A 26,423-nucleotide genomic window follows, 5' to 3' on the forward strand; every position below is an offset into this window, starting at 1 on the left:
CCGAGTAGGCCCCGAGCAGCGGGTCAGGCGCCGACGGACAGCGCCGCGCGGCTGACGCGGCGCAGGTAGAGGGCGAGTCCCGCACCGGCGAGCATCAGGCTGATCGTGTTCGCGAACCAGAAACCGCGCGCGCCGGTCAGCCATGCCGGCGCGATGCCGCCGATGTCGAAGCCGAGCACGTAGCCGCCGCCCAGCCCGACGCCCCACAGCGCGACCGCATAGATCACGGTCGGCACGACCGCGACCTTGTACGCGCGCAGCACGAATGCCGACGTGATCTGCAGCGCATCGAAGAAGTGATAGCAGGTGACGATCGCGACCAGCGGCAGCGCGGCGGCCACGACGGCTGGGTTCGGCGTGTAGCCGCTGACGATCAGCGGGCGCAGCGTGAACACGAGTACGCCATACGCGGCCGCGATCCCGCACGAGAGCATCACGCTGTGCCGGCCGAGCAGGCGCGCCTCGTCCGGACGGCCGGCACCGAGTGCGCGCGCGACGAGCGTCGATGCCGCGACGCCGATCGACAGCGGCGTCATGTACAGCACCGCGCTGATGTTGCCGGCGATCTGGTGGCCGGCGAGCGTCGTCGTACCGAACTGTGCGATGAAGAGCGCCATGCACGTGAACGACGTGACCTCGATCAGGTACGACAGGCCCATCGGCACGCCGAGCTTGAGAATCGCCTTCTGGCGCACCCAGACGGGCCAGCAAAAGCGCGAGAAGATCGCGAGCGGCGTGAACACGTCGAGCTTCGCGAGCAGCGTGAAGCCGATCAGCGCGAGCGCCCAGTTGATCAGCGTGCTGGCGAGCCCGCAACCGGGGCCGCCGAGAGCCGGCACGCCGAACCCGCCGAAGATGAACCACACGTTGAGCGGAAACTTGAGCAGCAGCGCGCCGATCTGCAGGATCATCGCGAGGCGCGGCTTGCCGGCCGCGTTGGTCAGCGCGTTGTAGATCCGGAACACGAGGCTGGCCGGCAGCCCGTAAGACAGGATGCGCAGGTAATCGACAGTGCGCTCGTGCAGCGCGGGCGGCGCGTGGGCGATGTGCAGCAGCGGTTCGGGAAAATGCAGCAGCAGGAAGCCGGGCACCGCGAGCATCAGCGCGAGCCACAGCGCCTGGCGGACTTCCTCGCCGATCTCGGCGTAGCGCCGGGCGCCATACAGCTGCCCGGTGATCGGCTGCAGCGCGGACAGAATGCCCGTCATCCCGATGTAGATCGACACGTAGATCGACGAACCGAGCCCGAGCGCAGCCAGGTCGATGGCCGAGTAGCGGCCGACCATCGCCGTGTCGATCACGCCGAACGCGATGATCGCGAGCTGGCCGACGAGCACCGGCCATGCGAGACCGACGATCCGGCGGATGTCGGCGAACATCGTCAATCGACCGTCCGGCGGCGCGGGCCACGGCGCTTGACGGGCGTCGTCGGCCGCTCGATGCGTTCGTACAGACGGAAGCGCTCGTCGCGGTCGGCCACGCGGCGGCCTTCCCACACGAGACGCCACACGTATTGCGACATCGCGCTCGGCTCGCCGAAGTCCGCGCGGTCCTGGCGCAGGATCACGTCGCACTCGCCCGAGAATTCGAAGTGCATGTCGCCGAAGTACGCGAAGGTCGCGATCTGCGCATCACCGAGCCGCACCGGCGAGATGCACGCGTAGTCCTTCGGCAGATGCGACGCGATCTGCTGCGCGACGTCGCTGTAGGTCCGGCCGTAGTTGACGATCGGCAGCCACAGCGTCATCAGCAGCACCCACATCAGCGTGGTGCCCGCGCTCGACAGCACGACGCTGCGCCACAGCACCTTCGGCTGGCGCGAGATGCGCCAGCGCGCGAGCAGGCACCAGCACACGGTGACGATCACCGCGCAGATGAACGACAGGATCTTGAAGTGCGGCTCGTAGCCCGGCACGAGGCGCGCGAGGTTGCGCGCGAGCGGATGCGGGAAGCCGGTGAGCGACGCGAGCCACACGAGCCACACGAAGGTGCCGAGGATCGTGAAGCTCAGCACCGCGAACCAGTCGATCGCGTTGATCGCGCCGCGTTTGAGCGTGGGCAGCGCGAAGGTGGCGAGCACCGCGAGCGGCGGCAGCAGCAGCATGTACATGCGGTTCGACTGCTGGCTCTGCAGGATCACGAGCGCGACGAGCGGCACGACGACCGACAGCGGAATCGCGATGTGCGCGCGGCGGCGCATGCCGGCCCAGCTCCACCAGGCCCAGATCGCGAGCGGCCACGCGGGCCACGTGAAGAGCGGCAGGTTCTTCGCCGCATAGCCGAGCACCGCGGTCGGCGGGCCCGAGAAGCGCATCAGGCTGCCGTGGATCCACTGGTTGAAGAACCACGCGGCGTCGTCGGGCGCCGCGTTGAAGGCGGCGAGCGGCCACAGCGCGGAGATCGCGGCCGCGAGCGGCACGCCGATCAGCGGCAGGCGCAGGTTGCGCATCTCCGGCGTGATGAGCCACAGCGCGGCCGTGCCGGCGAGCAGCGCGACCACGAGCACCGGGTTGCCGGACAGGGCGACGAGGCCCATCGCGATACCCCACCACAGCGCGCCCTGCATCGGCTTGTCGATGCCGCGCACGATGCCGTACACGAGCATCGCGATCCACGCGAACTGCGCGACCTGCGGCGTCGTTTCGTGGCCGCGCTCCGCGAGCCCGAAGCATGCGACCAGGATCAGCAGCGCGCCGTCGGCGAGCGTGCGGCCGTAGTCGCGCGGCTCCGGCTCGCCGCCGAATGCGTACTTGAACGGCTGAACCTCGGCGCGCCGGCCGAGCAGGTAGGCGGCGTACCAGACGAACGCGCACGCGACGCAGAACAGCACGCCCGTGTCGACGCGCGACGCGTTGCTCGCGTCGACCCACGGCGCCAGCGCGCGGATCGACAGCGCGCCGAGCCAGTAGCCGAGCGGCCCGTCGGTGGTGATGAACTTTCCGACCAGGTTCGGCAGCAGCCAGTCGTGCCAGCTGCCGGTGGCCATCGTCCACATCACGCCGAAGCCCGCCGCGTCTTCGTTCTTCCACGGGTCCCGGCCGAACAGGCCGAACGCCGCGTAGACGAGGCAGAGCGTAAGCAGCAGCCAGCGCGGCAGCGCACGCGTGGCGGAGGCGGTGAGACGGACGACAGGCTTCATGCAGATGAGCGTTTTGTTATGGGCGGCCGGCGCGGGCGCGCGCGGTCGAGCCGGTTTCTAGCATCCGGCATTGTAGACGTGCCGGGTGTTGCGCGTCAGGGGGTTCCTCGGGGCGCCGGCCGGCCGTTGCCGGGCGAGCAGAGACAAAAAAGGGCAGCCTGGGCTGCCCTTTTGTGCGATACCGGTGCGTTGCAACCACCGGATGCGGCGCGAAGCTTACTTCGCGAGTTTGCCGCTGGCGCGTGCGCCGAACTTGTTCTTGAACTTCTCGACACGGCCTGCCGTGTCCATGATCTTTTGCTGGCCGGTGTAGAACGAGTGCGATTCCGACGACACTTCGATCTTGGCGAGCGGGTAGGTCTTGCCGTCGAGTTCGATGTTTTCACGCGTCTGGATCGTCGAGCGCGTGATGAACTTGAAGCCGTTCGACATGTCTTGGAAGACGACTTCGCGGTAGTTCGGGTGGATGCCTTCTTTCATGGTCTTTCCTTGGTGAGAGCGGTAGCCAACCCGCCGCTTGCCGTGTCGGAACGCAAAATTGCGCTGCCAGACGACGCCAAGCCCGGCGCGAGCCACTTGCCTAAGGTCGAAAAACGGCGATTATGCCAGAAAATCAGATGGTTGACGAATAATTTTCATCACGCGCCGAGGGCGCCCGTGCGAGCCGGATCCTGCCGGTAGTAACGCGCGAGCAGCCGGTACAGCTCCGGAAATTCGGACTCGAACGCCCGCGGCCGCACGAACAGCGCTTCGCTGCACACCGCGAAGAATTCCGACGGGTGGTCGGCCGCATACGGATCGATCAGCGATTCCCGCTCGAAACTCGCCCACGCACGGTCCGGCACCGCGTCGACGCGTGCGCAGAACTGGTCGTACGCATGCTCGAACACGTCGGCCCAGGCCTGCGCGTCGAGGTGCGGCGCGTGCCAGCGGCGAAAAAGGGGCGGATAGCCGTCGGCCTCGCCGTTGACCATGTCGATCTTGTGCGCGAACTCGTGGATCACGACGTTGTACGCGTCGCGGCCGTCCGTCATCTGCGCGTCCTCCCACGACAGGATCACCGGGCCGCCTTCCCACGCCTCGCCGCTCGCGTCCTGCTCGACTTCATGGACGACGCCGTCCTCGTCCTGCACGGTCTTGCGGATCACGAATTCGCCTGGATACACGACGACGCCGACCCAGCCGTCGTACAGCGACAAATCCAGATTCAGCACGGGCAGGCACGCCTGCGCGGCGATCGCGACGATCATCTCGTCGGTCAGCTCGAGCCCGTGCGCGGTCGAAAACGACTTCTTCGCGATGAACAGGCTCGTGAGCTCGCGCAGCCGGCTGAGGTCGCCGGGCGGGAGCGCGTCGAGAAACGGCAGGCGCGCCACGGTGTCCTGCCACAACGCATCGGCAATCGGATGGCTGCGCAGCGCGCGGTCGCGGCGGCGGTCGTCGAACCAGCGGGTCAGTTTCGAAAGCATGGAGGCAGCGCGGGAAGATCCAAAGCCTGTCTTTTAACTCAATCGATCTCTTTTTGCCATGCCGCGAAGAGGCCGCCGACGAGCGCGACGCCCGCGAGGAAATAGAAACCGTCGAGCGACGCGAGGAACGACGCCTGTTGCGCGACCATCCGCGCGACCGACGCGATCGCGAGGGCGTGCGCGTCGTTCAGCGCATGGCCGGCTGCCGCATAGCTGCGCGCGAGCGCGTCGACGGTCTGCTGGAACAGTGGATCGAACACGTTCGCGCGCTCGACGAGCCGCGTCTGATGCACGGCCAGCCGGTGCTGCTCGACGATGATCACCGACGACGTAGCGAACGAGATCGTCAGTTGCCGCACGATGTTCTTCAGCCGGTAGCCGTGCGTGTATTCGTCGATCGCGAAGATACGGAACGTCAGGTTCGCGACCGGCAGCACGATGAACAGCAGCAAGAGCCCGCGCAGCAGCAGCGGGCCGATCAATGCGGCCTCGCCAACTTGTGGCGTCATCCGCGTCATCCACAGCGCGGCGGCGATCGCGATCGCGAAACCCGGCACCACGAACCATTTCTTGTGCGTGACGTGCTTCGCATAGCGCAGGTACGCGAACAGCGCGGTCGCCGAGATCAGCGACATCGTGCCGACCAGGCGCCCGGCGTTCTCGACCGGATAGCCGAGCCCGCCTTCGAGCAGGCGGGAGGTCAGGTAGCTGAAGCCGGTCGACTCGTAGTAATAGAACATGTACAGCAGCAATCCGACCTGGAACGTGCGCTCGCGAAACGCATGCAGCCGCACGAGGGGCGTCGGATGGTGCCACTGGTGATAGGCGAACCACGCGAGCGCGGCCACACCGACGAACGTCAGCATGATCAGCATCGGCGAGCCGCTGTAGAGCTGGTAGTGCACCTGCTGCAGCACGATCTGCAGCGCGCCTTGCGCGAGCGCGAACACGATGTACGGCCAGAAATGCCCGGAGCCGCGCACGTCGTCGGGCGTCCTGCCCGAATCGGGCAGCGTGAGGAGGGCGAGGATCGCGAATGCGATCCCCGCGGGCGCCGTGCACGCGAACAGCGCGCGCCACGTCGAATGCGCGACGAGCAGCCCGCCGATGATCGGCGCGAGCGCGCTGCCGAGCAGGATCATGATCAGGAACGCGCGCGTGGCGGGCGGCCGCGCCTGCGGCTTGAAGCTGATCTGGATCAGGATCCGGCACGCACCCATCATCGGACCGATGAAGTAGCCTTGGAAGCCGCGCGCGAACGCGAGCTCGAGCGACGTGTCGGCGAATGCCGCCGCGATCGCGCCGAACGAGAACATCAGCATGCAGCCGGCGACGTAGCGGCGATGTCCGAGCCGGTCGACCCACCATTGCTGCTGCAGGATGCCGAGCACGGCCGTAACCGCATAGGCGCTGGATGACCACACGAGTTCGTCGGGCGACGCGTTGATGCCGCCTGCGATGTAGCTCGCGAAGAACGAGAAGACTGCGTTGTCGAAGTAGTCGATGCCGGTGACGAGCGCGAGCGCCCATGGGAAGAGATCCGCGCGCAGGTTCGCGCGGCTCCACAGTGGCGGGCGACCGCGCGCGACGTTCATTCCCGGCCCTTGCGCGCGCGGCGCGTGCGGGCTTCGGCCTGCCGCTGCGCGATCAGCGCGTCGGGATTTTCGCCCGCGAGCCGTCGCTCGATGTAGTCGATGTCGTGCTGCAGTTCCTTGCGCAGCGCGACGGCTTCCTTCAGTTCGCGCTGGACGGCCGCGATCCGCTGGTCGAGCGTGTCGATCTGCTCGGCGAGGCCCGTGCGGATGTCGCGCAGCGACGCGTCCGAATAGCGGCGCCGGCCGTCGCCCGTTTCTTCGAGCGGACGCTTGAGCATCTCGGTGATGCCGTGCAGCGAAAAGCCGAGCGCGCGCAGCCGCAGGATGCGGCCGAAGCGCTCGAGATCGGCCTCATCGTAAAGGCGATAGCGACCGCCGCTGCGCGACGGCGTGACGAGTCCGCGCTCCTCGTAATACTTCAGCGTGCGCGGCGTGACGCCGAGCCGCGACGCGGCGTCGCTCACGGTCAGCAGCGGGGCGGAGGCATCGTTCGGCATGGGGGCGGGCATCGGTCGGGGCGATGGCGCGATTATAGTTCAACCTGTACGTTCACGTACAGGTTGGGTCGAAAAAACGGCCGCCGGGCAAAAGCGCGGGCGGCCGTTCGTGCGGGCGAGGGCGATCAGCCGCCGCGGCGCATCAGGTCGAAGAACTCGGAGTTGCTCTTCGTTTGACGGATCTTGTCGAGCAGGAATTCCATGGCCTCGACTTCGTCCATGTCATGGATGAACTTGCGCAGCACCCAGATCTTTTGAAGGATCTCGGGCTTGATCAGCATTTCTTCGCGACGCGTGCCCGACTTGTTCAGGTTGATCGACGGATAGACGCGCTTTTCCGCGAGGCGGCGCTCGAGGTGCACTTCCATGTTGCCGGTGCCCTTGAACTCTTCGTAGATCACGTCGTCCATGCGGCTGCCGGTTTCGATCAGCGCGGTGCCGATGATCGTCAGCGAGCCGCCTTCCTCGATGTTGCGCGCCGCGCCGAAGAAGCGCTTCGGACGCTGCAGTGCGTTCGCGTCGACACCGCCCGTCAGCACCTTGCCCGACGCCGGGATCACGGTGTTGTAAGCGCGTGCGAGACGCGTGATCGAGTCGAGCAGAATCACGACGTCATGCTTCATTTCGACGAGGCGCTTGGCCTTCTCGATCACCATTTCGGCGACCTGCACGTGACGCGTGGCCGGTTCGTCGAACGTCGATGCGATGACTTCGCCGGCGACCGAGCGCTGCATTTCGGTCACTTCTTCGGGGCGCTCGTCGATCAGCAGCACGAACAGGACGACGTCCGGGTGGTTCTGCTTGATCGCGTGTGCGATGTGCTGGAGCATCACGGTCTTGCCGGACTTCGGCGACGCGACGAGCAGGCCGCGCTGGCCCTTGCCGATCGGCGCGATCATGTCGATGATGCGGCCCGTGACGTTCTCTTCGCCGCGCATCTCGCGTTCGAGCGCCAGCGGCTTGTTCGGGTGCAGCGGCGTGAGGTTCTCGAACATGATCTTGTGTTTCGAGGCCTCGGGCGGCTGCCCGTTGACTTTGTCGACCTTCACCAGCGCGAAGTAGCGCTCGCCGTCCTTCGGCGTGCGGACTTCACCTTCGATCGTGTCGCCGGTGTGCAGGTTGAAGCGGCGAATCTGCGACGGGCTGATATAGATGTCGTCGGTGCTCGCGAGGTACGACATTTCCGGCGAGCGCAGGAAGCCGAAGCCGTCCGGGAGTACTTCGAGCGTGCCGTCGCCGAAGATCGTCTCTCCCGTCTTGGCGCGCTTTTTGAGAATGGCGAACATCAGCTCCTGCTTGCGCAGGCGGTTCGCGTTTTCGATCTCCAGGCCGTTGGCCATTTCGATCAGTTCGGACACGTGCAGAGACTTGAGCTCGGATAAATGCATACGGAGAACCCGCCAGGGAGGAGAAGCGACGAAAAGAAATAAGGGAGGAGGGGCGAGCGGAGGCGCTCTGAGACTTAATGCGTCTTGTAGACGTTTTTTGATTCTAGCATACGCTGATTCGTGCCTGAGCGGCCGATCGGCGGCTTGGCGGCGGACGTGTTGTCGGTTGACAACACGTCCGAGGAACGGCCCGTATTACAGGTGGCTGTCCAGGAATGCGGTGAGCTGCGACTTCGACAGCGCGCCGACCTTCTGCGCGGCGGCCGCGCCGTTCTTGAACAGGATCAGCGTCGGGATGCCGCGCACGCCGAACTTCGCGGGCGTCGCCTGGTTGTCGTCGACATTGATCTTTGCGATCTGCAGCTTGTCGCCGTAGTCCTTCGCGACTTCGTCGAGGATGGGGGCGATCATCTTGCACGGGCCGCACCATTCGGCCCAGAAGTCGACGAGCACGGGCTTGTCGGATTTGACGACGTCCTGTTCGAACGATGCGTCGCTGATGTGTTTGATCTGTTCGCTCATTGGGTCAATACCTCTTACGGTTCGGGGACTGCCTGCTTGGCGCGTTGCGGCGCTCCGGCGGCCTTTCGGCTGCCGGCCGCTGCGGCAGGTCACTCCGCTCTCCGGAAGGAAGGGCGCAGGCGCTGCATGGCGCGGCTCGCGGGTCGTTCGGGCGTCATATTAGCCTAAATTGCTATCTGCTGCGGGCGGCGATAGTAGCCGCTACGCGAGTAGGGGTACGACGCGCCGTTCGACCGTTGTGTTCCGAAGGTGGAGGCCGGCATGCAAAATACAAGAGCCGCGGTTATTGGGTGCGTCGCGCCCCGGCTTCATGCGCCCATGCGCGCGCCGGTTTGCTCGATCCCTCGCATTGTTGCGAACAAACGGTCGCATTCGACCGGAAGCGGTGATAGAATATGCCGTGACGGGCCTCCTCGCATGGTGGGGCGGTGAACCTGGTCAGGTCGGGAACGAAGCAGCCACAATCGTTTTCTGCCAGTGCCGAGGGTTGGGCTCGTCACCTTTCCTCTCGCCCCGTTCGTTGGGCGTTTTTTATTTCTGCGTCATTCTCCGTTTTTTCCTGCGCCTTGCCCGTTCTCCGCACCGTTTCGCGTGTCGGCGGGACGCAGCGTTACTGATACAATTTCCCGATGACCTATCAAGTTCTCGCACGCAAGTGGCGTCCGAAGGATTTCGCTTCGCTCGTCGGCCAGGAGCACGTCGTCAGGGCGCTCACGCACGCGCTCGACGGCGGGCGTCTCCATCACGCCTATCTGTTTACCGGAACCCGCGGCGTCGGCAAGACGACGCTGTCGCGGATCTTCGCGAAGGCGCTCAATTGTGAAACCGGCGTCACGTCGCAGCCGTGCGGCGTGTGCCGCGCGTGCCGCGAGATCGACGAAGGTCGCTTCGTCGATTACGTCGAGATGGACGCGGCGAGCAACCGCGGCGTCGACGAGATGGCCGCGCTGCTCGAGCGCGCGGTGTACGCGCCCGTCGATGCGCGCTTCAAGGTCTACATGATCGACGAAGTGCACATGCTGACGAACCACGCGTTCAACGCGATGCTGAAGACGCTCGAGGAGCCGCCGCCACACGTCAAGTTCATTCTCGCGACGACCGACCCGCAGAAGATTCCCGTCACCGTGCTGTCGCGCTGCCTGCAGTTCAACCTGAAGCAGATGCCGGCCGGGCACATCGTGTCGCATCTCGAGCGGATCCTCGGCGAAGAGCAGATTTCGTTCGAGCTGCAGGCGCTGCGTCTGCTCGCGCGCGCCGCGCAGGGCAGCATGCGCGATGCGCTGTCGCTGACCGACCAGGCGATCGCCTATTCGGCGAACGAAGTGACCGAAGCGGCGGTGTCCGGCATGCTCGGCGCGCTCGACCAGACCTACATGGTGCGCCTGCTCGATGCGCTCGCGGCCGGCAACGGGCCGGAGATCCTCGCGATCGCCGACGAGATGTCGCTGCGCAGCCTGTCGTTTTCCACCGCGCTGCAGGATCTCGCGAGCCTGCTGCACCGGATCGCATGGGCGCAGTTCGCGCCGGGCTCGGTGCTCGACGAATGGCCGGAAGCGGCCGACTTGCGTCGCTTCGCGGACGCGCTGAGCCCCGAGCAGGTTCAGCTGTTCTATCAGATCGCGACGGTCGGGCGCGCGGAGCTCGGCCTCGCGCCGGACGAATACGCCGGCTTCACGATGACGCTGCTGCGGATGCTCGCGTTCGAGCCGGCCGTCGGCGCCGGCAGTGCGCCGGGTGGCCAGCCGGCCGTGCCGCGTGCCGTACCCGCGCCCGCGCCGCGTGCGACCGCTGCCGCTGTGTCGGCTGCGGCGCCCAAGTCGCCATCGATATCGGCACCCAAGCCGCCAGCGGCAGCCGCACCGGCCGCCGCCGCGGAGGCCGTACGCCCGCAGGCTGCCGCTCCGGTCGCGCCCGCTGCGCGTCCGTCGCCGGTCCAGTCCGGCGATGCAGTGACTTCGTCGGCCGTGAATCCTGTCGCGACGCCGGCAGCGGCTGCGACTGCGACCGAAGCGCCGGCCGCACCGCAGCCGGAAGCGAACCGGGCACCTCAGGTGGCACCGGTGAGCGATTCGCCGCCGGCCGTGCGCAACGAACCTGAACCGCCTGCCGCCGCCAAGCGCGTCGACGAACCTGCGGCGCCTGCTGTCGCCAAGCGCGTCGACGAACCTGCGGCGCCTGCCGCCGCCAAGCGCATCGACGAACCTGCCGCGCCTGCCGAGCCGGCGCCGCGTCCCACGCCGGCCGCGCCTGCAGCACCTGCCGCGCGCCCGTCGGCCCGGGGTGGCGCAGCCGCCGCACTCGACGTGCTGCGCAATGCCGGCATGCGCGTGTCATCCGACCGCTCGCGGGCGGACGCCGCGCCGAAATCGGCCGCGGCCCAGCCGGCCGCCGACAAACCGGCGCCGTCGCGTCCCGCCGTGCAGGTGCCGACGCCGCGTGCGGCAGCTCGCGCACCGCAGGCAGCCGACACGCGCCAGGCGCCGCCGCCGTGGGAAGACATTCCGCCGGACGAATACGTGCCGCTCAGCGCCGACGAGATGTTCGGCGGTGGGGCCGACGACGGCTTCGTCCCGGTATTCGACAGCGGCCCCGACGACGTGCGCATTGCGCCGAAGCCGGCGGAGGCCCGTCCGTCCGCACCGGTCGACACGCGCCCGCTGCCGCCCGCGATCGCGCTCGATTCGATCGGCTTCGACGGCGAATGGCCGGCGCTGGCCGCACGGTTGCCGCTGAAGGGCGTCGCGTATCAGCTTGCGTTCAACAGCGAGCTGACGGCCGTCGACGCGACGACGTTGAAACTGTCCGTGCCGGTGCCGCAGTATGCGGACGCCGCCCAGGTCGCGAAGCTGAAGGCCGCGCTGGCCGACGCGCTCGGCAAGCCGGTCGAGGTCGCGGTCGAGGTCGGGCCCGCGCGGCGCACCGCGGCAGCGCTCGATGCGGCCGCGCGTGCGGCACGCCAGCGCGAGGCCGAGCAGGAGATCCACGGCGATCCGTTCGTCCAGCAGCTCGTGCGTGATTTCGGCGCGCGTATCGTCGAAGGCTCGGTGCGGCCGCTCGCCGATTCTGCGCCGGACGGCGCGCCGCCCACGCTGCATTGAACGAATCGCACCGCGACAGGCACAATCACGCCCGCACACATTGACCGGCATGCGCCGCGTGCCGGTTTTCACACGATCAAGAAGGAGTATTCCCATGTTGAAAGGCAACCTCGCCGGACTGATGAAGCAAGCGCAGCAAATGCAGGAAAACATGAAGAAGATGCAGGAGCAGCTTGCGCAGATCGAAGTCGAAGGGCAGTCGGGCGCCGGCCTCGTCAAGGTGACGATGACGTGCCGCAACGAAGTGCGTCGCGTGGCGATCGACCCGAGCCTGCTCGCGGACGACAAGGACATGCTCGAGGATCTGGTCGCGGCCGCATTCAACGATGCCGTCCGCAAGGCCGAAGCCACGTCGCAGGAGAAGATGAGCGGCATGACGTCGGGCCTGCCGCTGCCCCCGGGCTTCAAGCTGCCGTTCTGAGCGCAGCGTCCGTTCAGCCCGTTCAGCCTCCAGCCGCCGTATGAAACAGCCGTCCGCCCTGTCCGCGCTCGTCGAGGCGCTGCGTGTCCTGCCCGGCGTCGGGCCGAAATCCGCGCAGCGCATGGCGTACCACCTGATGCAGCACGATCGGGAGGGCGCGGAGCGGCTCGGCCGGTCGCTGCTGTTCGCGACCGAGCACCTGCAGCACTGCGAGAAGTGCAACACGTTCACGGAAGCGCAGATCTGCGAGGTGTGCAGCGACGACGAGCGTGATCCGACGCTGCTGTGCGTCGTCGAGACGCCGGCCGACCAGATCATGCTCGAGCAGACGATGACGTACCGCGGGCTGTATTTCGTGCTGATGGGGCGGCTGAGCCCGCTCGACGGGATCGGCCCGAAGGAAATCCATTTCGACCGCCTCGTGCGGCGCGCGTCCGACGGCGTCGTCAAGGAGGTCGTGCTCGCGACCAACTTCACGAACGAGGGCGAAGCCACCGCGCACTACCTCGGCCAGACGCTGAAGGCGCGCGGGCTCGCGGTCACGCGCCTCGCGCGCGGCGTGCCGGTCGGCGGCGAGCTCGAATACGTCGACGCGGGCACCATCGCCCGCGCGATGCTCGACCGCCGCACGATGTAAGCCGGGCGCCGCCGGCGAGCGGCGCCGTTCCTCATGTCAGGGAGACACATGAGCACCAGTCAGGGCCCGCTCGCGGGCGTCAAAGTGCTCGAATTCGGGACGCTGATCGCGGGGCCGTTCGCGTCGCGCCTCTTGGCCGAATTCGGCGCGGAAGTGATCAAGATCGAGGATCCGAACGGCGGCGACCCGCTGCGCAAGTGGCGCAAGCTGCATCCGGAGCAGGGCGGCACGTCGCTGTGGTGGTCGGTCCAGGCACGCAACAAGAAATCGGTCACCCTCAACCTGAAATCCGATGCCGGCAAGGCGATCGCGCGGCAGCTCGCGCGCGAGGCCGACATCGTGGTCGAAAACTTTCGCCCGGGCCTGCTCGAGAAGCTCGGCCTCGGCTACGACATCCTGTCGGCCGACAACCCCGGTCTCGTGATGGTGCGCCTGTCCGGCTACGGGCAGACGGGCCCATACCGCGACCGGCCCGGCTTCGGCGCGATCGCCGAATCGATGGGCGGATTGCGCCACATCACCGGCTATCCGGATCTGCCGCCGCCGCGCATCGGCATCTCGATCGGCGACTCCATCGCCGCGCTGCACGGCGTGATCGGCGCGCTGATGGCGCTGCACCACCGCAACGTGAACGGCGGCGCGGGGCAGGTGGTCGACGTTGCGCTGTATGAAGCGGTATTCAACATGATGGAAAGCGTGGTGCCCGAATACGGCGTGTACGGGATGGTGCGCGAGCGCACCGGCGCGTCGCTGCCGGGCATCGTGCCGTCGAACACCTACGCGTGTCGCGACGGCAGCATCGTGATCGGCGGCAACAGCGACCCGATCTTCAAGCGGCTGATGAAGGCGATCGAGCGCGACGACCTCGCGGACGATCCCGCACTCGCGCGGAACGACGGACGCGTGCCGCGCACGCAGGAAATCGACGACGCGATCGCCGCGTGGCTCGCGTCGCGCACGATCGACGACGCGCTGGCCGTGCTCAATGCGGCCGACGTGCCGGCCGGGCGCATCTACAGCGCCGCCGACATGTTCACCGACCCGCAGTTCGTCGCGCGACAGATGATCCAGCGTTTCAAGCTCGCCGACGGCACCGACATTCCGCTGCCGAACATCACGCCGAAGCTGTCCGGCACGCCGGGCGAAACGCGCTGGCTCGGGCCCGAACTCGGCGAGCACACGGACGAGGTGCTGCGCGGCCTCGGCTACGACGCGCAGGCGATCGCCGCGCTGCGCGAGGCCGGCGCGATCTGAGCGTCGTCCCCAGCGCCGGCGAAGCGCGCGGGGTTTCCCGGACGGGACTTCCTTCCGGGTCGATGACTGCGGGCGGCCGAGTGTTTTCCCGAGTGGGTGGAACGCCGCCGCGCAATGCGGCGGCGCACCGCATGCGCGAGCTGCATGCGGGCCCGTCAGACGCCGCCGGACTGTCGCTCTCGCGCCATCTTTCCTCGGTTACAATCGCCGGATGCGAATCCTACTCAGCAACGACGACGGCTATCTCGCCCCCGGTCTGGCCGCGCTCAGCGACGCGCTGCGGCCGTTGGCCGACCTCACCGTGATCGCACCCGAGCAGAACTGCAGCGGCGCGTCGAATTCCCTCACGCTGTCGCGGCCGCTGTCGGTGCAGCGCGCGACGAATACGGGTTTCTTCTACGTGAACGGCACGCCGACCGACTCGGTGCACGTCGCGTTGACGGGGATGGCCGACGAGCGTCCGGACCTCGTCGTGTCGGGGATCAACAACGGCCAGAACATGGGCGAAGACACCCTCTATTCAGGGACAGTTGCGGCCGCCACCGAAGGCATCATGTTCGGCGTGCCGGCCATCGCGTTTTCGCTGGCCGACAAGGGCTGGGCGCATCTGGCCGACGCCGCGCGCGTCGCCGCGGAAATCGTCGAGCATTACCTCGCGCATCCGCTACCCGGTCAGCCGCTGCTGAACGTCAATATTCCGAATCTGCCGTACGACGAACTGAGAGGCTGGAAGGTCACGCGCCTCGGCAAGCGTCACCCGTCGCAGCCCGTGATTCGCCAGACCGACCCGCGCGGCGAGCCGGTCTACTGGATCGGTGCGGCGGGTGCCGCGCTGGACGCGAGCGAAGGGACCGATTTCCACGCCGTCGCAAACGGTTTCGTGTCGATCACGCCGCTACAGCTCGATCTCACGCATACGCAAATGCTGCCTGCAACGCGCGAATGGGCGCGCGCAGGCGGGCGGGCTTCATGAGCGGCGAGCGCGCGAAGCGGTTCCCGCTCGCGCTCGAAGATCTCAAGCGAGCGCCACGCAAATCGGAAGTCCGGTCCGGGTCCGGCGAACGCCATGCGGCGAGCGCGGTGCCGAAGGCCGCCGACAAGCCCGCCGCCGTGCTCAAGCCGGTGGCGAAGACGGGCGCCGCTCGCGCGCTGCCCGGCACGGCCGCCGCGAAGCCTGCGACCGCACCGAAACCGACCGTGCTGAAGCCCGCGATGCCGAAACCGGCCGCGCCGACGATCGCGCCGGCCGGCGCGTTCGCGCTGACCTCGGAACGTGTGCGCGAGCGCATGGTCGAACGCCTGCGCGCGAACGGCGTGACCGACGCGCGCGTGCTGGATGCGATGGCCGCGGTGCCGCGCCACATGTTCGTGGATCCGGGGCTCGCGACGCAGGCTTACGAGGATGCCGCGTTGCCGATCGGCCACCAGCAAACGATCTCAAAGCCGTCGGTCGTCGCGCGCATGATCGAGCTCGCGATGGCCGGCCGCACACTCGAGCGCGTGCTCGAGATCGGCACCGGTTGCGGCTACCAGGCCGCGGTGCTGAGTCACGTCGCGCGCGACGTGTATTCGATTGAACGCATCAAGCCGCTCTACGAGCGCGCGAAGCTGAACCTGCGGCCGCTGCGCGTGCCGAACATCCGTTTGCATTATGGCGACGGGCGTGTCGGCCTGCCGTCCGCGGCGCCGTTCGACGCGATCGTGATCGCGGCGGCGGGCCTCGACGTGCCGCAGGCGCTGCTCGAGCAGCTCGCGATCGGCGGGCGGCTCGTCGCGCCGGTCGGCGCGCAGAGCGGGCAGCACCAGGTGCTCACGCTGGTCGAGCGCGTCGCGCCCGCGCAATGGCGAGAGTCCCGGCTTGATCGCGTTTTCTTTGTCCCTTTAAAATCCGGAGTGATTTGAAACCGATGAGTATGTTGCGCGCGATGCAAAACAACCGAACCAGGGAACCGCTCACGTTCGCCCAGCGCGCGATCTGTGTGGCTGCATTCTCCACGCTACTGGCCGCCTGTGCGACGCGCCTCGACAACGCGCCCGTCGTCGACCGCTCCGGAACGCTCGGCACGACCGCTGCCGCGCAGCCGGCGGTGCCGCTCGGCCCGCCGCCGCCCGGCTTCTACCGTGTGAAACCGGGTGACACGCTGTACCGGATCGCACTCGAGAACGGGCAGAACTATCGCGACATCGCCGCGTGGAACAACCTGACCAACCCGAACCAGATCGAAGTCGACCAACTGCTGCGCGTGGCGCCGCCGGGCGGCGCCGCGGTTGCCGGCTCGCAGGTTGCCGCGCCGATCGGCGGCACCGCCGTCGCGACCGCGCCGCTCAGCAGCGGTCCCGCGACGCCGGCTGCAGGCGCGTCGTCGTCCGCGGTCACGCCGCCGGCTGCAGCCTCCGCATCGAGCGATGCGGCAGCAGCGCCGAGCGGCCCCGTGACGTTTGCGTGGCCCGTGCGCGGCCCGCTGCTGAACGGTTTCGACGACGCGAAGAACAAGGGCGTCAATATCGGCGGCACGTCGGGAGAACCCGTGAAGGCGGCGGCCGATGGCCGCGTCGTCTACTCGGGCAATGGCCTGCGTGGCTACGGCAACCTCATTATCATCAAACACGATGCAACTTACCTCACGGCGTATGCACATAATCGCGCTTTGATGGTAAAAGAGGGGGACGCGGTGACGAAGGGGCAGAAGATCGCCGAGATGGGTAACAGCGATGCCGACCGCGTGATGCTGCATTTCGAGGTTCGCCGGCAGGGTAAACCTGTCGATCCGCTGAAGTATTTGCCGCCTCAATAACCGAGACGACCATGCCGAAATCGAAGCGCCACGAGCCGCAAGCCGAGTCTGAGAAGATCAGTCGTGCCACGCAAGCATCGGTGGGGCGAGCTGGCGCTTCGAAGGACGACGAAGACGACGTCGCGGAAAACGAACGTGATCTCGAGGCAAGCGACGCCGAAGCGGACGGCGACGGCGAGCGCGAAGGCCGTGCGGAAGCAGCGCCCGACGTCGACGATTTCCGCGCATTGCTGCAGGCCGAGCTCACGGCCGACACGATCCAGCATTACCTGAACCGCATCAGCGTGAAGCCGCTCCTGACCGTCGAGGAGGAGCAGCGCTATTCGCGTCTCGCGAAGGCCGGCGAATTCGAGGCGCGGCAGGTGATGATCGAGCGCAACCTGCGTCTCGTCGTCAGTATCGCGAAGGGTTACCTGAACCGCGGCGTGCCGCTGCTCGACCTGATCGAGGAAGGCAACCTCGGCCTGATGCACGCGATCGAGAAATTCGACCCGACGCGCGGCTTTCGCTTCTCGACCTATGCAACGTGGTGGATCCGCCAGAGCATCGAGCGGGCGATCATGAACCAGGCGCGCACCGTGCGCCTGCCCGTGCACGTGATCCGCGAGCTGAACCAGGTGCTGCGCGCGAAGCGCCACCTCGAAAAGAATTCGATGTCGACGGGCGAGGCGGCCGAGCGCCGCGAAGCCAGCATCGACGACATCGCCTATCTCACCGGCAAGACCGCCGAGGAAGTCACCGACATCCTCGCGCTCAACGAGCACACTGCATCGCTCGACGCGCCGCTCGACCTCGATCCCGCGAGCAGCCTGCTCGATCTGCTGCCCGACGACCAGAGCCAGTCGCCCGACGCCGAGGTGCAGCACCGCGAGCTCGAGACGCTCACGCGCGCGTGGCTGTCACGGCTGTCCGACAAGCACCGCCACGTGATCGAGCGTCGCTTCGGCCTGAACCACATCGAACCGGCCACGCTCGAGGAGCTGGCGGACGAGATGGGGCTTACGCGCGAGCGCGTGCGGCAGATCCAGCAGGAAGCGCTGGTGCGCCTCAAGCGGTTCTTTGCCTCCAATGGCGTACGCAAGGACGCCGTTCTGTAACTGATGACTCCGATTCTCGTTTTTGACATCGAGACCATTCCCGATGTCGACGGCATTCGCCGTCTGGAAGATCTGCCCGCGACGCTCGACGATGCCGCGGTGGCCGAACACGCGTTCGCCGCGCGCCGCGAGAAGACCGGCGGCGACTTCCTGCCGCATCACCTGCAGCGCATCGCGGCGATTTCCTGCGTGTTCCGCGACAACAACGGTTTCCGTGTGCGCTCGCTGGGCACCCCCCAGGACAACGAGGCGACGCTGATCCAGTCGTTCTACCGCGTGATCGAGAAATACACGCCGCAGCTCGTGTCGTGGAACGGCGGCGGCTTCGACCTGCCGGTGCTCCATTACCGTGCGCTCGTGCACGGGATTCCCGCGACGCGCTACTGGGACCTGGGCGAGGACGACCGCGAATTCAAGTGGAACAACTACATCGCGCGCTATCACTCGCGGCATACCGATCTGATGGACGTGCTCGCGATGTATCAGGCGCGCGCGAACGCGCCGCTCGACGCGCTCGCGAAGCTGTGCGGCTTTCCGGGCAAGCTGGGGATGGACGGCAGCCAGGTATGGCCGGCGTTCCAGGACGGGCGGATCGAGGAAATCCGCAACTACTGCGAAACCGACGTCGTCAACACCTACCTGCTGTATTGCCGGTTCCAGCTGATGCGCGGCGGCCTCACGCCGAGCGAATATGCGGACGAGATCCTGCTCGTGAAGAATTCGCTGGCGCAGGAGCCTGCGTCGCATTGGGCCGAATACCTGGCCGGCTTCGACGCGTGACGCGGGCGGCCCGCGTCGCGGCCGCGATCAATCGACCTCGAGCACGACCGGCTGGTGATCCGACGCGCGCACGTCGCCGTCGATCTCGCAGCGCGTGACGCGCGGCAGCAGCGTATCGGTCACGAACACGAAATCGCACGCGAGCGGCCCGTCCGACCATTGCGCGGTGTCGTAGACGCCGGCGGTCGGCGGCGGCGTATGGCCCGGGTGCCGGGCAACCCATGCATCGACGAACGACGGCGCGTCGGCGATCGGCTCCAGCAGGCGCCGGTATGCATCGCTGTCGAATGCGCTGTTGAAATCGCCGCAGATGATCGCGTCGCGCGCCTGGCCGGTCGCGGTGAACGGTCCCGTGGCGTTCTCCGCCGGGGCAGGCTGATCGGCGTGGAAGCACGCTTCGCGGTGCCGGGCGCGCATCGCATCCACCTGTGCGAGCCGCTGGCGCGCGGAATAGAATTCGAGGTGTGTCGTGATGATACGCAGCGCGCCCGGCGGCGTTGTCAGTTCGACCTCTAGCGCGACGCGCGGCATCGACGGCCCGCTGGCGTCGGCCGGCCACGGCAGCAACTGGCGCAGCACGCGTCCGACCGGCAGCCGGGTCGCGATCGCATTGCCGAACTGCCGGCGCGCCGCGTCGGGTTCGAGCGGCGGCAGGTCGGCGCCGATCGCCTCGAAGATCGTATAGCCGGGCAGCAACGCCGCCAGTTCGGTGAACTGATCAGGGCCCGGCTGGCCGGGCAGCGCGCCGAAGCCGCGCGTGACTTCCTGCATGCACAGCACGTCGAAGTCGCCGAGGCGGCGGGCGGCGGCGATGGTGCGCGCTAGGTCGACGACGCCGTCCGCGTCCCGACCCCATTGAACGTTCCAGTCGATCAGTCGCATGGTCGATTCTCCTGCGAGCAGAGAGCCACCTGCGAGCAGAACTTGTGCCGCCGGCGGGTCGGCAAGACACCGCGCCTGCGGGTCCTTTGTGCAGTACGTGGCGCGTGGATGCATCCGTATGGGCACATGCGCGATGAAAGCGGGCGATGCGGGCTGGCGTCGTCTACAATCTCGCCTTCTTCAACGTTTGTCAGGAAAAGCTGGTGTCCGAAGCCGTCCCCACTTCTGCGCGCAAATCGAAAAATGCGCCCGTCGCGCCCGGGCCTGCCCCGGTTCTCGAGATCGAATCGCTCGACATGGAAGCGCGCGGTGTCGGCCGCACGGTGACCGAGGACGGCACGCCGGGCAAGGTCATCTTCGTCGAAGGCGCGCTGCCCGGCGAGCGTGTGACCTATTCGAGCTACCGTCGCAAGCCGAGCTACGAGCAGGCGACCGTGGTCGACATCCTGCGCCCGAGCGTGCTGCGCACGCAGCCGAAATGCGCGTTCTTCGGCACCTGCGGCGGCTGCTCGATGCAGCATCTCGACATGCGCGCGCAAGTGGCGATCAAGCAGCGCGTGCTCGAGGACAACCTGTGGCACCTGGCGAAGCTGCGCGCCGAGACGGTGTTCGCGCCGATCCATGGCCCGTCGTGGGGCTACCGCTACCGTGCGCGCCTGACCGTGCGCAACGTCGCGAAGAAGGGCGGCGTGCTGGTCGGGTTCCACGAAAAGAAGAGCAGCTATGTCGCCGACATGACGAGCTGCGAAGTGCTGCCGCCGCACGTGTCGGCAATGCTGGTGCCGTTGCGCCGGCTGGTCGAGGGGCTGTCGATTCGCGACAGGATGCCGCAGATCGAGCTCGCGGTCGGTTCGCAAGTCACGGCGCTGGTGCTGCGCGTGCTGGAGCCGATCAATGCGGACGACGAAGCGCTGCTGCGCGCGTTCGCGGACGAGCACAAGGTGCAGTTCTGGCTGCAGCCGAAGGGCCCGGACACGGTGACGCCGTTCTATCCGCTCGACGTGCCGCTCGACTACACGCTGCCGGAGTTCGGCATCCGCATGCCGTTCAAGCCGACCGACTTCACGCAGGTCAACCATCAGATCAACCGCGTGCTGGTGGGCCGCGCGCTGCGCCTGCTCGCGCCGTCGCGCGACGATCGCGTGCTCGACTTGTTCTGCGGGATCGGCAACTTCACGCTGCCGCTCGCGCGACTGTCGCGCGAGGTGATGGGCATCGAGGGCAGCGACACGCTGACGACGCGCGCGCTGGCGAATGCGCGCGAAAACGGCGTCGATGGCCACACGACGTTCGCGTGCCGGAACCTGTTCGAAGTGACGGGCGACGATCTCCGTGCGCTCGGCGCGTTCGACAAGTTCCTGATCGACCCGCCGCGCGAAGGCGCGCTCGCGGTGTCGAAGGCGCTGGCCGAAATCGCGCAGAGCGGCGAAGGCCCGCTGCCGAAGCGGATCGTCTACGTGTCGTGCAACCCGTCGACGCTCGCGCGCGACGCGGGCCTGCTCGTGCACGAGGCGGGTTACCGCCTGAAGGGCGCCGGGGTCGTGAACATGTTCCCGAATACGTCGCACGTCGAATCGATCGCGCTGTTCGAGCGCGACTGAGCGGGCGGGCGGCGGACGTAAAAAAACCGGCCCGCGGGCCGGTTTTTCATGGGGTGTGGCGAACGTCAGTTGCGGTTGCCGCCGAAGATGCCGAGCAGCGCGAGCAGGTTCGTGAACACGTTGTACAGGTCGAGGTAGATCGCGAGCGTGGCCGAGATGTAGTTCGTCTCGCCGCCGTTCACGACGCGCTGCACGTCGAACAGCATGTAGGCCGAGAAGATCGCGATCGCGAGCACCGAGACGGTGAGCATCAGCGCCGGCAGCTGCAGGAAGATGTTCGCGACCGACGCCAGCAGAATCACGATCACGCCCATGAACAGCCACTTGCCGAGCCCGGAGAAGTCGCGCTTGCTGACGGTGGCGATCGTCGCCATCGAGGCGAAGATGATGCCGGTGCCGCCGAACGCCAGCATGATCAGCGACGGGCCGTTCGAGAAGCCGAGGATGAAGCTGAGCAGTCGCGACAGCATCAGGCCCATGAAGAACGTGAAGCCGAGCAGCACGAACACGCCGGCCGCGCTGTTTTTGGTCCGCTCGATCGCGAACATGAAGCCGAACGCGATCGCGAAGAACGCGAGCAGGCTCATCATCGGGCTCGTGGCCGCGAACAGCGAGAAGCCCGTCGCGACGCCGACCCAGGCGCCCAGCACGGTCGGCACCATCGACAGCGCGAGCAGCCAGTACGTGTTCCGCAGCACGCGGTTACGAACCTCGGCGGTGCTGACGGAACCGCCGCGGCCGAAATTGTACGGATAGTCGTTCATGGTTTCTCCTAACATTGAACGCGTGGGCGTCCGGGGCCGGTTCGGCGCGCGCGATGTGCGGCGCAGCAAACCGGGGCAGCTATGGCTAAGATACGTTCCGCGCCGCCAGGTTTCAATGCGGACGGCGCAAAAAACATATGGATTCGAAACCTTTCATTCGTGTAAGGGTTCAATCGCAATGATACACGGGATCGTGCTACAATAGCGGATTCATTTGAACCTGTAACTTCTTAATTTTTTGGAGTTTTTATGGCAATCGAGCGCACCCTGTCGATCATCAAGCCGGATGCGGTGGCAAAGAACGTGATCGGTCAGATCTACAGCCGTTTCGAAGGCGCCGGCCTGAAGATCGTCGCATCGCGCATGGCTCACCTGTCGCGTGGCGACGCAGAGAAGTTCTATGCGGTTCACGCAGCACGTCCGTTCTTCAAGGACCTCGTCGATTTCATGATCTCGGGCCCGGTGATGATCCAGGTTCTGGAAGGTGAAGGCGCGATCCTGAAGAACCGCGACCTGATGGGTGCGACGGATCCGAAGAAGGCGGAAAAGGGCACGATCCGCGCCGACTTCGCCGACAGCATCGACGCGAACGCCGTGCACGGCTCGGACGCTGCCGAAACGGCCGCGGTCGAAATCGCGTTCTTCTTCCCGGAAATGAACGTCTACTCGCGCTAAGCCCTGGCTGGCAACAAGTAGGCAGGATTCAGCGCAAGCGGCAAGGCAGCACATCATGACGAGCGAAACTTCCGTCAATCTTCTCGACTTCGATGCCGAGGGTCTTGTCGCGTACTGCGGCAGCCTTGGCGAGAAGCCGTTCCGCGCCAAGCAGTTGCAGCGCTGGATCCACCAGTACAACGCCGGCGATTTCGACGGCATGACCGATCTCGCGAAGTCCCTGAGAGAAAAGCTCAAGGGCCGTGCGTCGATCGTGATGCCCGAGATCGCCAGCGATCACGTTTCCACCGACGGCACGCGCAAGTGGCTGATCGACGTCGGAAACGGCAATGCGGTCGAAACCGTGTTCATCCCGGAAGAGACGCGCGGCACGCTGTGCGTGTCGTCGCAGGCCGGGTGCGCGGTCAACTGCCGCTTCTGCTCGACGGGCAAGCAGGGCTTCTCCCGCAACCTGTCGACAGCCGAAATCATCGGTCAGCTCCGGATGGCCGAATTTGCACTGCGTGCGTCGCTCGGTCGCGCGCCCGGTCCGAACGGCAAGGCCGAACGGGTCGTCACCAACGTGGTGATGATGGGCATGGGCGAGCCGCTGCTGAACTACAACGCGGTCGTGCCCGCGATGCGGCTGATGCTCGACGACAACGCGTACGGCCTGTCGCGCCGCCGCGTCACGCTGTCGACGTCCGGCGTGGTGCCGATGATGGACCGCCTCGGCGCCGAACTGCCGGTCGCGCTTGCCGTTTCGCTGCACGCGCCGAACGATGCGCTGCGCGACGAGCTGGTGCCGCTCAACAAGAAGCATCCGCTTCGCGAGCTCATGGCCGCGTGCCAGCGCTATCTGAAAGTCGCGCCGCGCGACTTCATTACTTTCGAATACTGCATGCTCGACGGCGTCAACGACACCGAAGCGCATGCGCGCGAACTGCTTGCCGTCACGCGTGACGTTCCATGCAAGTTCAATCTGATCCCGTTCAATCCGTTTCCGGAATCGGGCCTCATCCGCTCGAAGCCGGAGCAGATCAAGCGCTTTGCACAGGTCCTCATCGACGCGGGTGTCGTCACGACCGTGCGCAAGACGCGCGGCGACGACATCGACGCCGCGTGCGGCCAGCTGGCCGGCGCCGTGAAGGATCGCACGCGCCTGGCGGAGCGAACGGGCGCAGCAGCAAAAATCATCGAAGTTCGGGCAATTTGACGGGGCGCCAGGTCGGGGCGGCCTGGCCCGGATGCCCGAGCCTCTTGGCGGTACAACACGCGAATAGCGATCGGTCGCGGCGCCCCGGCGCCGCGCATGATATGGACAGTTGCGGGTGCCGGCCGGCGCAAGCCGGCGGCGCTCGCCAGTGAAGAAGAATCGACGCGAGGACAAGGATGAGTGAGCCGCAGCCGACAAACGGCGCAGAGACGGATGCCGCGAAGCCGGCACCGGCGGGGTTGGAAACGCTGACGGCCGTCGGCAGCCGGCTGGCGCATCTCCGGGAGGCGAAGGGCTGGACGGTCGACGACGTGTCGGCGCGGCTCAAGGTCGCCCCGCAGAAGCTGCGTGCGCTCGAGGCAGGCGACATCAGCCATTTGCCCGGCGTGACGTTCGCGCTCGGCGTCGTGCGCAGCTACGCGAAGATGCTCGGCGTCGATCCGGAGCCGTTTGCGCAGGCGTTGCGCCGCGAGCGCGGCGTGCCGGAAGTCGATCTGTCGATGCCCGCGTCGTCAGGCACGGATCTGCCGCGCGGCCGCGTGTCGATTCCGCTCGGCGGCTCGTCGCGCCACCATCCGTGGCTGTGGGGGACGGCGATCGTCGTCGTCGCGGTGGTCGCGGTGCTCATGTGGCACACTGGCGGCGATTCGTCGAGCTGGCTCGCACGTTTCAAGGGCGGCGACACCGACCATGCGTCGGCGGCCAGCGCGCCGGCGGCGTCTTCGGTCGAAGAGGCCGCCGCGGGCGGTGCGTCGGCGGCAACCGGCAGCGATGCGCCGGCGCAGGTCGCGGCATCCGCCGTGGCGCCGCAGGCCGTTGCATCGGCTGCACCGGCTGCACCGGCTCCGGCCCCAGCGGTCGCGGCGCCTGCGTCGCAACCGGTCGTGACGGCCGCGGCGAGCGGCGCGGCCGTGCCGGCCCAGCCCGCGAGCGTCGTGGTGGCGGCAGGCCAGTCGATGATCGAACTGAAGGTCAAGCAGGATTGCTGGTTCAGCGTGCGCGACAAGAACGGCAAGGAGCTGTTCTCGGCGCTGGTGCGGGCCGGCGAGACGAAGCAGGTCGCCGGCGACGGGCCGTTCAAGGTCACGATCGGCAACAAGGCAGGCATGGACGCGGTCGCGTTCGACGGAAAACCTGTCGATCCGGCAAAATATTCGGCAGCGCGGGGTAACGTGGCGCGGTTCACGTTGCCCTGATGTCAAGCGCCGTGGCGCGGGCCTGTCCAGCACAGGCCGCGAGGGCACGGCGCTTTTTCAATTCATGCGCCGCTTCGCGGCGCATTCCGCGTAAATGGATCTATCGATGCAATCCGAAGCTCAATCCCCACGCAGCAGTCAGATTTGTTCAACCGAGCCGGTGTTCGGCGGGCATCAGCCGCGTCGCGTGTCGCATGCGGTGGATGTTCGTTGGGGCGGGCAGCTCGTGACGATCGGCGGCGATGCGCCGGTGCGCGTCCAGTCGATGACGAATACCGACACGGCCGATGCGATCGGCACGGCGATCCAGATCAAGGAACTCGCGAACGCGGGCTCCGAACTGGTCCGCATCACCGTGAACACGCCGGAGGCCGCGGCCGCCGTGCCGGCGATCCGCGAGCAGCTCGACCGGATGGGCGTGACCGTGCCGCTCGTCGGCGATTTCCACTACAACGGCCACCTGCTGCTGCGCGACTACCCGGGCTGCGCGGAGGCGCTGTCGAAGTACCGGATCAATCCCGGCAACGTCGGCCAGGGCGCGAAGCGCGACACGCAGTTCGCGCTGATGATCGAAGCCGCGGCCAAGTACGACAAGGCGGTGCGGATCGGCGTGAACTGGGGCAGCCTCGACCAGGACCTGCTCGCGCGCATGATGGACGAGAACGGCGCGCGTGCGCAGCCGTGGGGCGCGCAAAGCGTGATGTACGAGGCGCTGATCCAGTCGGCGATCGGCTCGGCCGAGCGTGCGGTCGAACTCGGTCTCGGCCGTGATCGCATCGTGCTGTCGTGCAAGGTCAGCGGCGTGCAGGACCTGATCGCCGTGTACCGCGAGCTCGGCCGCCGCTGCGGCTTCGCGCTGCACCTCGGTCTGACCGAGGCCGGCATGGGCTCGAAGGGCATCGTCGCATCGACGGCCGCGCTCGGCGTGCTGCTGCAGGAAGGGATCGGCGACACGATCCGCATCTCGCTGACGCCGGAGCCGGGCGCGCCGCGCACGGGCGAGGTGATCGTCGGCCAGGAAATCCTGCAGACGATGGGCCTGCGCTCGTTCGCGCCGATGGTGATCGCGTGCCCGGGCTGCGGCCGCACGACGAGCACGCTGTTCCAGGAGCTCGCGATGCAGATCCAGACCTACCTGCGCGAGCAGATGCCCGTATGGCGCAAGGAATATCCGGGCGTCGAGAAGATGAACGTCGCGGTGATGGGCTGCATCGTCAACGGCCCGGGCGAATCGAAGCACGCGAACATCGGCATCAGCCTGCCGGGTTCGGGTGAGAACCCGGCCGCGCCCGTCTTCATCGACGGCGAGAAGGTCAAGACGCTGCGCGGCGAGCGGATCGCCGAGGAATTCCAGCAGATCGTCAGCGACTACGTCGCACGCAACTACGGCCGCACCGAGGCCCTGAATTAATTCGTCC

General features: G+C 67.0%; 24 protein-coding genes and 1 other RNA gene. 15 read left to right on the forward strand and 10 right to left on the reverse strand.

From position 1 onward, the window contains the following. Window positions 1-23 precede the first annotated feature (23 nt). From ABIC50_RS23705 to trxA, 8 genes are all read right to left on the reverse strand, one after another. Entirely contained in the window at window positions 24-1,379 is a 1,356-nt protein-coding gene (locus ABIC50_RS23705) for an MATE family efflux transporter (protein ID WP_354167150.1), read from the reverse strand. Window positions 1,380-1,381: 2 nt separating this feature from the next. Further along, window positions 1,382-3,139: an ArnT family glycosyltransferase gene (locus tag ABIC50_RS23710; protein ID WP_354167153.1), complete on the reverse strand. Its 1,758-nt coding sequence runs from the start codon at window positions 3,137-3,139 to the stop codon at window positions 1,382-1,384. A 216-nt stretch (window positions 3,140-3,355) separates the two neighbouring features. After that, window positions 3,356-3,619, reverse strand: coding sequence for a type B 50S ribosomal protein L31 (locus ABIC50_RS23715; protein WP_006761151.1), 264 nt, complete (start codon window positions 3,617-3,619; stop codon window positions 3,356-3,358). 158 nt (window positions 3,620-3,777) lie between these two features. Further along, on the reverse strand, window positions 3,778-4,608 hold the full coding sequence (locus ABIC50_RS23720; RefSeq protein WP_354167155.1) for a M90 family metallopeptidase: 831 nt from the start codon (window positions 4,606-4,608) through the stop codon (window positions 3,778-3,780). Window positions 4,609-4,646: 38 nt separating this feature from the next. Then, on the reverse strand, window positions 4,647-6,203 hold the full coding sequence (locus ABIC50_RS23725) for an MFS transporter (RefSeq protein WP_354167158.1): 1,557 nt from the start codon (window positions 6,201-6,203) through the stop codon (window positions 4,647-4,649). Further along, on the reverse strand, window positions 6,200-6,700 hold the full coding sequence (locus tag ABIC50_RS23730) for a MerR family transcriptional regulator (RefSeq protein ID WP_175664811.1): 501 nt from the start codon (window positions 6,698-6,700) through the stop codon (window positions 6,200-6,202). Before ABIC50_RS23730 ends, ABIC50_RS23725 begins: the two co-directional genes overlap by 4 nt. 125 nt (window positions 6,701-6,825) lie before the next feature. Then, a complete protein-coding gene (gene rho / locus ABIC50_RS23735) occupies window positions 6,826-8,088 on the reverse strand; it encodes a transcription termination factor Rho (protein WP_006753675.1) in 1,263 nt (420 codons plus the stop codon). Window positions 8,089-8,283: 195 nt separating this feature from the next. Further along, entirely contained in the window at window positions 8,284-8,610 is a 327-nt protein-coding gene (gene trxA / locus ABIC50_RS23740) for a thioredoxin TrxA (RefSeq protein ID WP_006402348.1), read from the reverse strand. A 402-nt stretch (window positions 8,611-9,012) separates the two neighbouring features. Here trxA and ffs point away from each other — a divergent pair. The 10 genes from ffs to ABIC50_RS23790 all read left to right on the forward strand — a co-directional run bounded on the left by ffs (window position 9,013) and on the right by ABIC50_RS23790 (window position 18,692). Continuing rightward, an RNA gene (gene ffs / locus ABIC50_RS23745) (signal recognition particle sRNA small type) lies at window positions 9,013-9,111 on the forward strand. 128 nt (window positions 9,112-9,239) lie between these two features. Beyond that, window positions 9,240-11,708 carry a DNA polymerase III subunit gamma/tau gene (locus ABIC50_RS23750; RefSeq protein ID WP_354167161.1) on the forward strand — a complete coding sequence of 823 codons (2,469 nt, stop codon included), beginning with the start codon at window positions 9,240-9,242 and terminating at the stop codon, window positions 11,706-11,708. Window positions 11,709-11,802: 94 nt separating this feature from the next. Then, window positions 11,803-12,129, forward strand: coding sequence for a YbaB/EbfC family nucleoid-associated protein (locus tag ABIC50_RS23755; RefSeq protein ID WP_006755698.1), 327 nt, complete (start codon window positions 11,803-11,805; stop codon window positions 12,127-12,129). Window positions 12,130-12,169: 40 nt separating this feature from the next. After that, window positions 12,170-12,766 carry a recombination mediator RecR gene (recR, locus tag ABIC50_RS23760; protein ID WP_006755697.1) on the forward strand — a complete coding sequence of 199 codons (597 nt, stop codon included), beginning with the start codon at window positions 12,170-12,172 and terminating at the stop codon, window positions 12,764-12,766. 48 nt (window positions 12,767-12,814) lie between these two features. Beyond that, on the forward strand, window positions 12,815-14,020 hold the full coding sequence (locus tag ABIC50_RS23765; protein WP_354167164.1) for a CaiB/BaiF CoA transferase family protein: 1,206 nt from the start codon (window positions 12,815-12,817) through the stop codon (window positions 14,018-14,020). 211 nt (window positions 14,021-14,231) lie between these two features. Further along, a complete protein-coding gene (gene surE / locus ABIC50_RS23770) occupies window positions 14,232-14,993 on the forward strand; it encodes a 5'/3'-nucleotidase SurE (protein ID WP_011657030.1) in 762 nt (253 codons plus the stop codon). Further along, window positions 14,990-15,922, forward strand: coding sequence for a protein-L-isoaspartate(D-aspartate) O-methyltransferase (locus ABIC50_RS23775; RefSeq protein WP_011657029.1), 933 nt, complete (start codon window positions 14,990-14,992; stop codon window positions 15,920-15,922). Before surE ends, ABIC50_RS23775 begins: the two co-directional genes overlap by 4 nt. A gap of 5 nt (window positions 15,923-15,927) precedes the next feature. After that, complete coding sequence (locus tag ABIC50_RS23780) at window positions 15,928-16,815, forward strand: peptidoglycan DD-metalloendopeptidase family protein (protein WP_354167167.1); 888 nt, start codon at window positions 15,928-15,930, stop codon at window positions 16,813-16,815. Between the two features lie 11 nt (window positions 16,816-16,826). Beyond that, entirely contained in the window at window positions 16,827-17,912 is a 1,086-nt protein-coding gene (gene rpoS / locus ABIC50_RS23785) for an RNA polymerase sigma factor RpoS (RefSeq protein WP_011657027.1), read from the forward strand. A 3-nt stretch (window positions 17,913-17,915) separates the two neighbouring features. Beyond that, entirely contained in the window at window positions 17,916-18,692 is a 777-nt protein-coding gene (locus ABIC50_RS23790; RefSeq protein WP_006755578.1) for a 3'-5' exonuclease, read from the forward strand. A 27-nt stretch (window positions 18,693-18,719) separates the two neighbouring features. On the opposite strand, the gene ABIC50_RS23795 is transcribed toward ABIC50_RS23790, so the two are convergent. Continuing rightward, complete coding sequence (locus ABIC50_RS23795; protein WP_354167170.1) at window positions 18,720-19,574, reverse strand: endonuclease/exonuclease/phosphatase family protein; 855 nt, start codon at window positions 19,572-19,574, stop codon at window positions 18,720-18,722. Between the two features lie 146 nt (window positions 19,575-19,720). On the opposite strand from ABIC50_RS23795, the gene rlmD reads away from it, so the two are divergent. Further along, a complete protein-coding gene (rlmD, locus tag ABIC50_RS23800; protein WP_207789416.1) occupies window positions 19,721-21,175 on the forward strand; it encodes a 23S rRNA (uracil(1939)-C(5))-methyltransferase RlmD in 1,455 nt (484 codons plus the stop codon). A 65-nt stretch (window positions 21,176-21,240) separates the two neighbouring features. On the opposite strand, the gene ABIC50_RS23805 is transcribed toward rlmD, so the two are convergent. Beyond that, window positions 21,241-21,939, reverse strand: coding sequence for a Bax inhibitor-1/YccA family protein (locus tag ABIC50_RS23805; RefSeq protein ID WP_006755774.1), 699 nt, complete (start codon window positions 21,937-21,939; stop codon window positions 21,241-21,243). A 249-nt stretch (window positions 21,940-22,188) separates the two neighbouring features. Here ABIC50_RS23805 and ndk point away from each other — a divergent pair, with 249 nt between their 5' ends. From ndk to ispG, 4 genes are all read left to right on the forward strand, one after another. Beyond that, the gene (gene ndk, locus ABIC50_RS23810) at window positions 22,189-22,614 is read left to right on the forward strand and encodes a nucleoside-diphosphate kinase (protein ID WP_006755775.1); all 426 of its coding nucleotides are present in this window, start codon (window positions 22,189-22,191) and stop codon (window positions 22,612-22,614) included. Between the two features lie 55 nt (window positions 22,615-22,669). Then, window positions 22,670-23,809, forward strand: a complete 1,140-nt coding sequence (gene rlmN, locus ABIC50_RS23815; RefSeq protein WP_011657023.1) for a dual-specificity RNA methyltransferase RlmN — start codon at window positions 22,670-22,672, stop codon at window positions 23,807-23,809. Window positions 23,810-23,985: 176 nt separating this feature from the next. Then, window positions 23,986-25,005 carry a helix-turn-helix domain-containing protein gene (locus tag ABIC50_RS23820; protein WP_354167173.1) on the forward strand — a complete coding sequence of 340 codons (1,020 nt, stop codon included), beginning with the start codon at window positions 23,986-23,988 and terminating at the stop codon, window positions 25,003-25,005. Window positions 25,006-25,111: 106 nt separating this feature from the next. Further along, on the forward strand, window positions 25,112-26,416 hold the full coding sequence (ispG, locus tag ABIC50_RS23825; protein WP_012363994.1) for a flavodoxin-dependent (E)-4-hydroxy-3-methylbut-2-enyl-diphosphate synthase: 1,305 nt from the start codon (window positions 25,112-25,114) through the stop codon (window positions 26,414-26,416). The last annotated feature ends 7 nt before the right edge of the window (window positions 26,417-26,423 follow it).

This window comes from Burkholderia sp. 567 (assembly GCF_040545115.1).
In the GTDB taxonomy this organism is placed as follows: Bacteria; Pseudomonadota; Gammaproteobacteria; order Burkholderiales; family Burkholderiaceae; genus Burkholderia; species Burkholderia ambifaria.

What these genes read in the sequence shown, in the direction of transcription:
- ABIC50_RS23705 (WP_354167150.1), bottom strand. Translation starts at nt 1,379, where the DNA reads ATGTTCGCCGACATCCGCCGGATCGTCGGTCTCGCATGGCCGGTGCTC.
- ABIC50_RS23710 (WP_354167153.1), bottom strand. Translation starts at nt 3,139, where the DNA reads ATGAAGCCTGTCGTCCGTCTCACCGCCTCCGCCACGCGTGCGCTGCCG.
- ABIC50_RS23715 (WP_006761151.1), bottom strand. Translation starts at nt 3,619, where the DNA reads ATGAAAGAAGGCATCCACCCGAACTACCGCGAAGTCGTCTTCCAAGAC.
- ABIC50_RS23720 (WP_354167155.1), bottom strand. Translation starts at nt 4,608, where the DNA reads ATGCTTTCGAAACTGACCCGCTGGTTCGACGACCGCCGCCGCGACCGC.
- ABIC50_RS23725 (WP_354167158.1), bottom strand. Translation starts at nt 6,203, where the DNA reads ATGAACGTCGCGCGCGGTCGCCCGCCACTGTGGAGCCGCGCGAACCTG.
- ABIC50_RS23730 (WP_175664811.1), bottom strand. Translation starts at nt 6,700, where the DNA reads ATGCCGAACGATGCCTCCGCCCCGCTGCTGACCGTGAGCGACGCCGCG.
- rho (WP_006753675.1), bottom strand. Translation starts at nt 8,088, where the DNA reads ATGCATTTATCCGAGCTCAAGTCTCTGCACGTGTCCGAACTGATCGAA.
- trxA (WP_006402348.1), bottom strand. Translation starts at nt 8,610, where the DNA reads ATGAGCGAACAGATCAAACACATCAGCGACGCATCGTTCGAACAGGAC.
- ABIC50_RS23750 (WP_354167161.1), top strand. Translation starts at nt 9,240, where the DNA reads ATGACCTATCAAGTTCTCGCACGCAAGTGGCGTCCGAAGGATTTCGCT.
- ABIC50_RS23755 (WP_006755698.1), top strand. Translation starts at nt 11,803, where the DNA reads ATGTTGAAAGGCAACCTCGCCGGACTGATGAAGCAAGCGCAGCAAATG.
- recR (WP_006755697.1), top strand. Translation starts at nt 12,170, where the DNA reads ATGAAACAGCCGTCCGCCCTGTCCGCGCTCGTCGAGGCGCTGCGTGTC.
- ABIC50_RS23765 (WP_354167164.1), top strand. Translation starts at nt 12,815, where the DNA reads ATGAGCACCAGTCAGGGCCCGCTCGCGGGCGTCAAAGTGCTCGAATTC.
- surE (WP_011657030.1), top strand. Translation starts at nt 14,232, where the DNA reads ATGCGAATCCTACTCAGCAACGACGACGGCTATCTCGCCCCCGGTCTG.
- ABIC50_RS23775 (WP_011657029.1), top strand. Translation starts at nt 14,990, where the DNA reads ATGAGCGGCGAGCGCGCGAAGCGGTTCCCGCTCGCGCTCGAAGATCTC.
- ABIC50_RS23780 (WP_354167167.1), top strand. Translation starts at nt 15,928, where the DNA reads ATGAGTATGTTGCGCGCGATGCAAAACAACCGAACCAGGGAACCGCTC.
- rpoS (WP_011657027.1), top strand. Translation starts at nt 16,827, where the DNA reads ATGCCGAAATCGAAGCGCCACGAGCCGCAAGCCGAGTCTGAGAAGATC.
- ABIC50_RS23790 (WP_006755578.1), top strand. Translation starts at nt 17,916, where the DNA reads ATGACTCCGATTCTCGTTTTTGACATCGAGACCATTCCCGATGTCGAC.
- ABIC50_RS23795 (WP_354167170.1), bottom strand. Translation starts at nt 19,574, where the DNA reads ATGCGACTGATCGACTGGAACGTTCAATGGGGTCGGGACGCGGACGGC.
- rlmD (WP_207789416.1), top strand. Translation starts at nt 19,721, where the DNA reads ATGCGGGCTGGCGTCGTCTACAATCTCGCCTTCTTCAACGTTTGTCAG.
- ABIC50_RS23805 (WP_006755774.1), bottom strand. Translation starts at nt 21,939, where the DNA reads ATGAACGACTATCCGTACAATTTCGGCCGCGGCGGTTCCGTCAGCACC.
- ndk (WP_006755775.1), top strand. Translation starts at nt 22,189, where the DNA reads ATGGCAATCGAGCGCACCCTGTCGATCATCAAGCCGGATGCGGTGGCA.
- rlmN (WP_011657023.1), top strand. Translation starts at nt 22,670, where the DNA reads ATGACGAGCGAAACTTCCGTCAATCTTCTCGACTTCGATGCCGAGGGT.
- ABIC50_RS23820 (WP_354167173.1), top strand. Translation starts at nt 23,986, where the DNA reads ATGAGTGAGCCGCAGCCGACAAACGGCGCAGAGACGGATGCCGCGAAG.
- ispG (WP_012363994.1), top strand. Translation starts at nt 25,112, where the DNA reads ATGCAATCCGAAGCTCAATCCCCACGCAGCAGTCAGATTTGTTCAACC.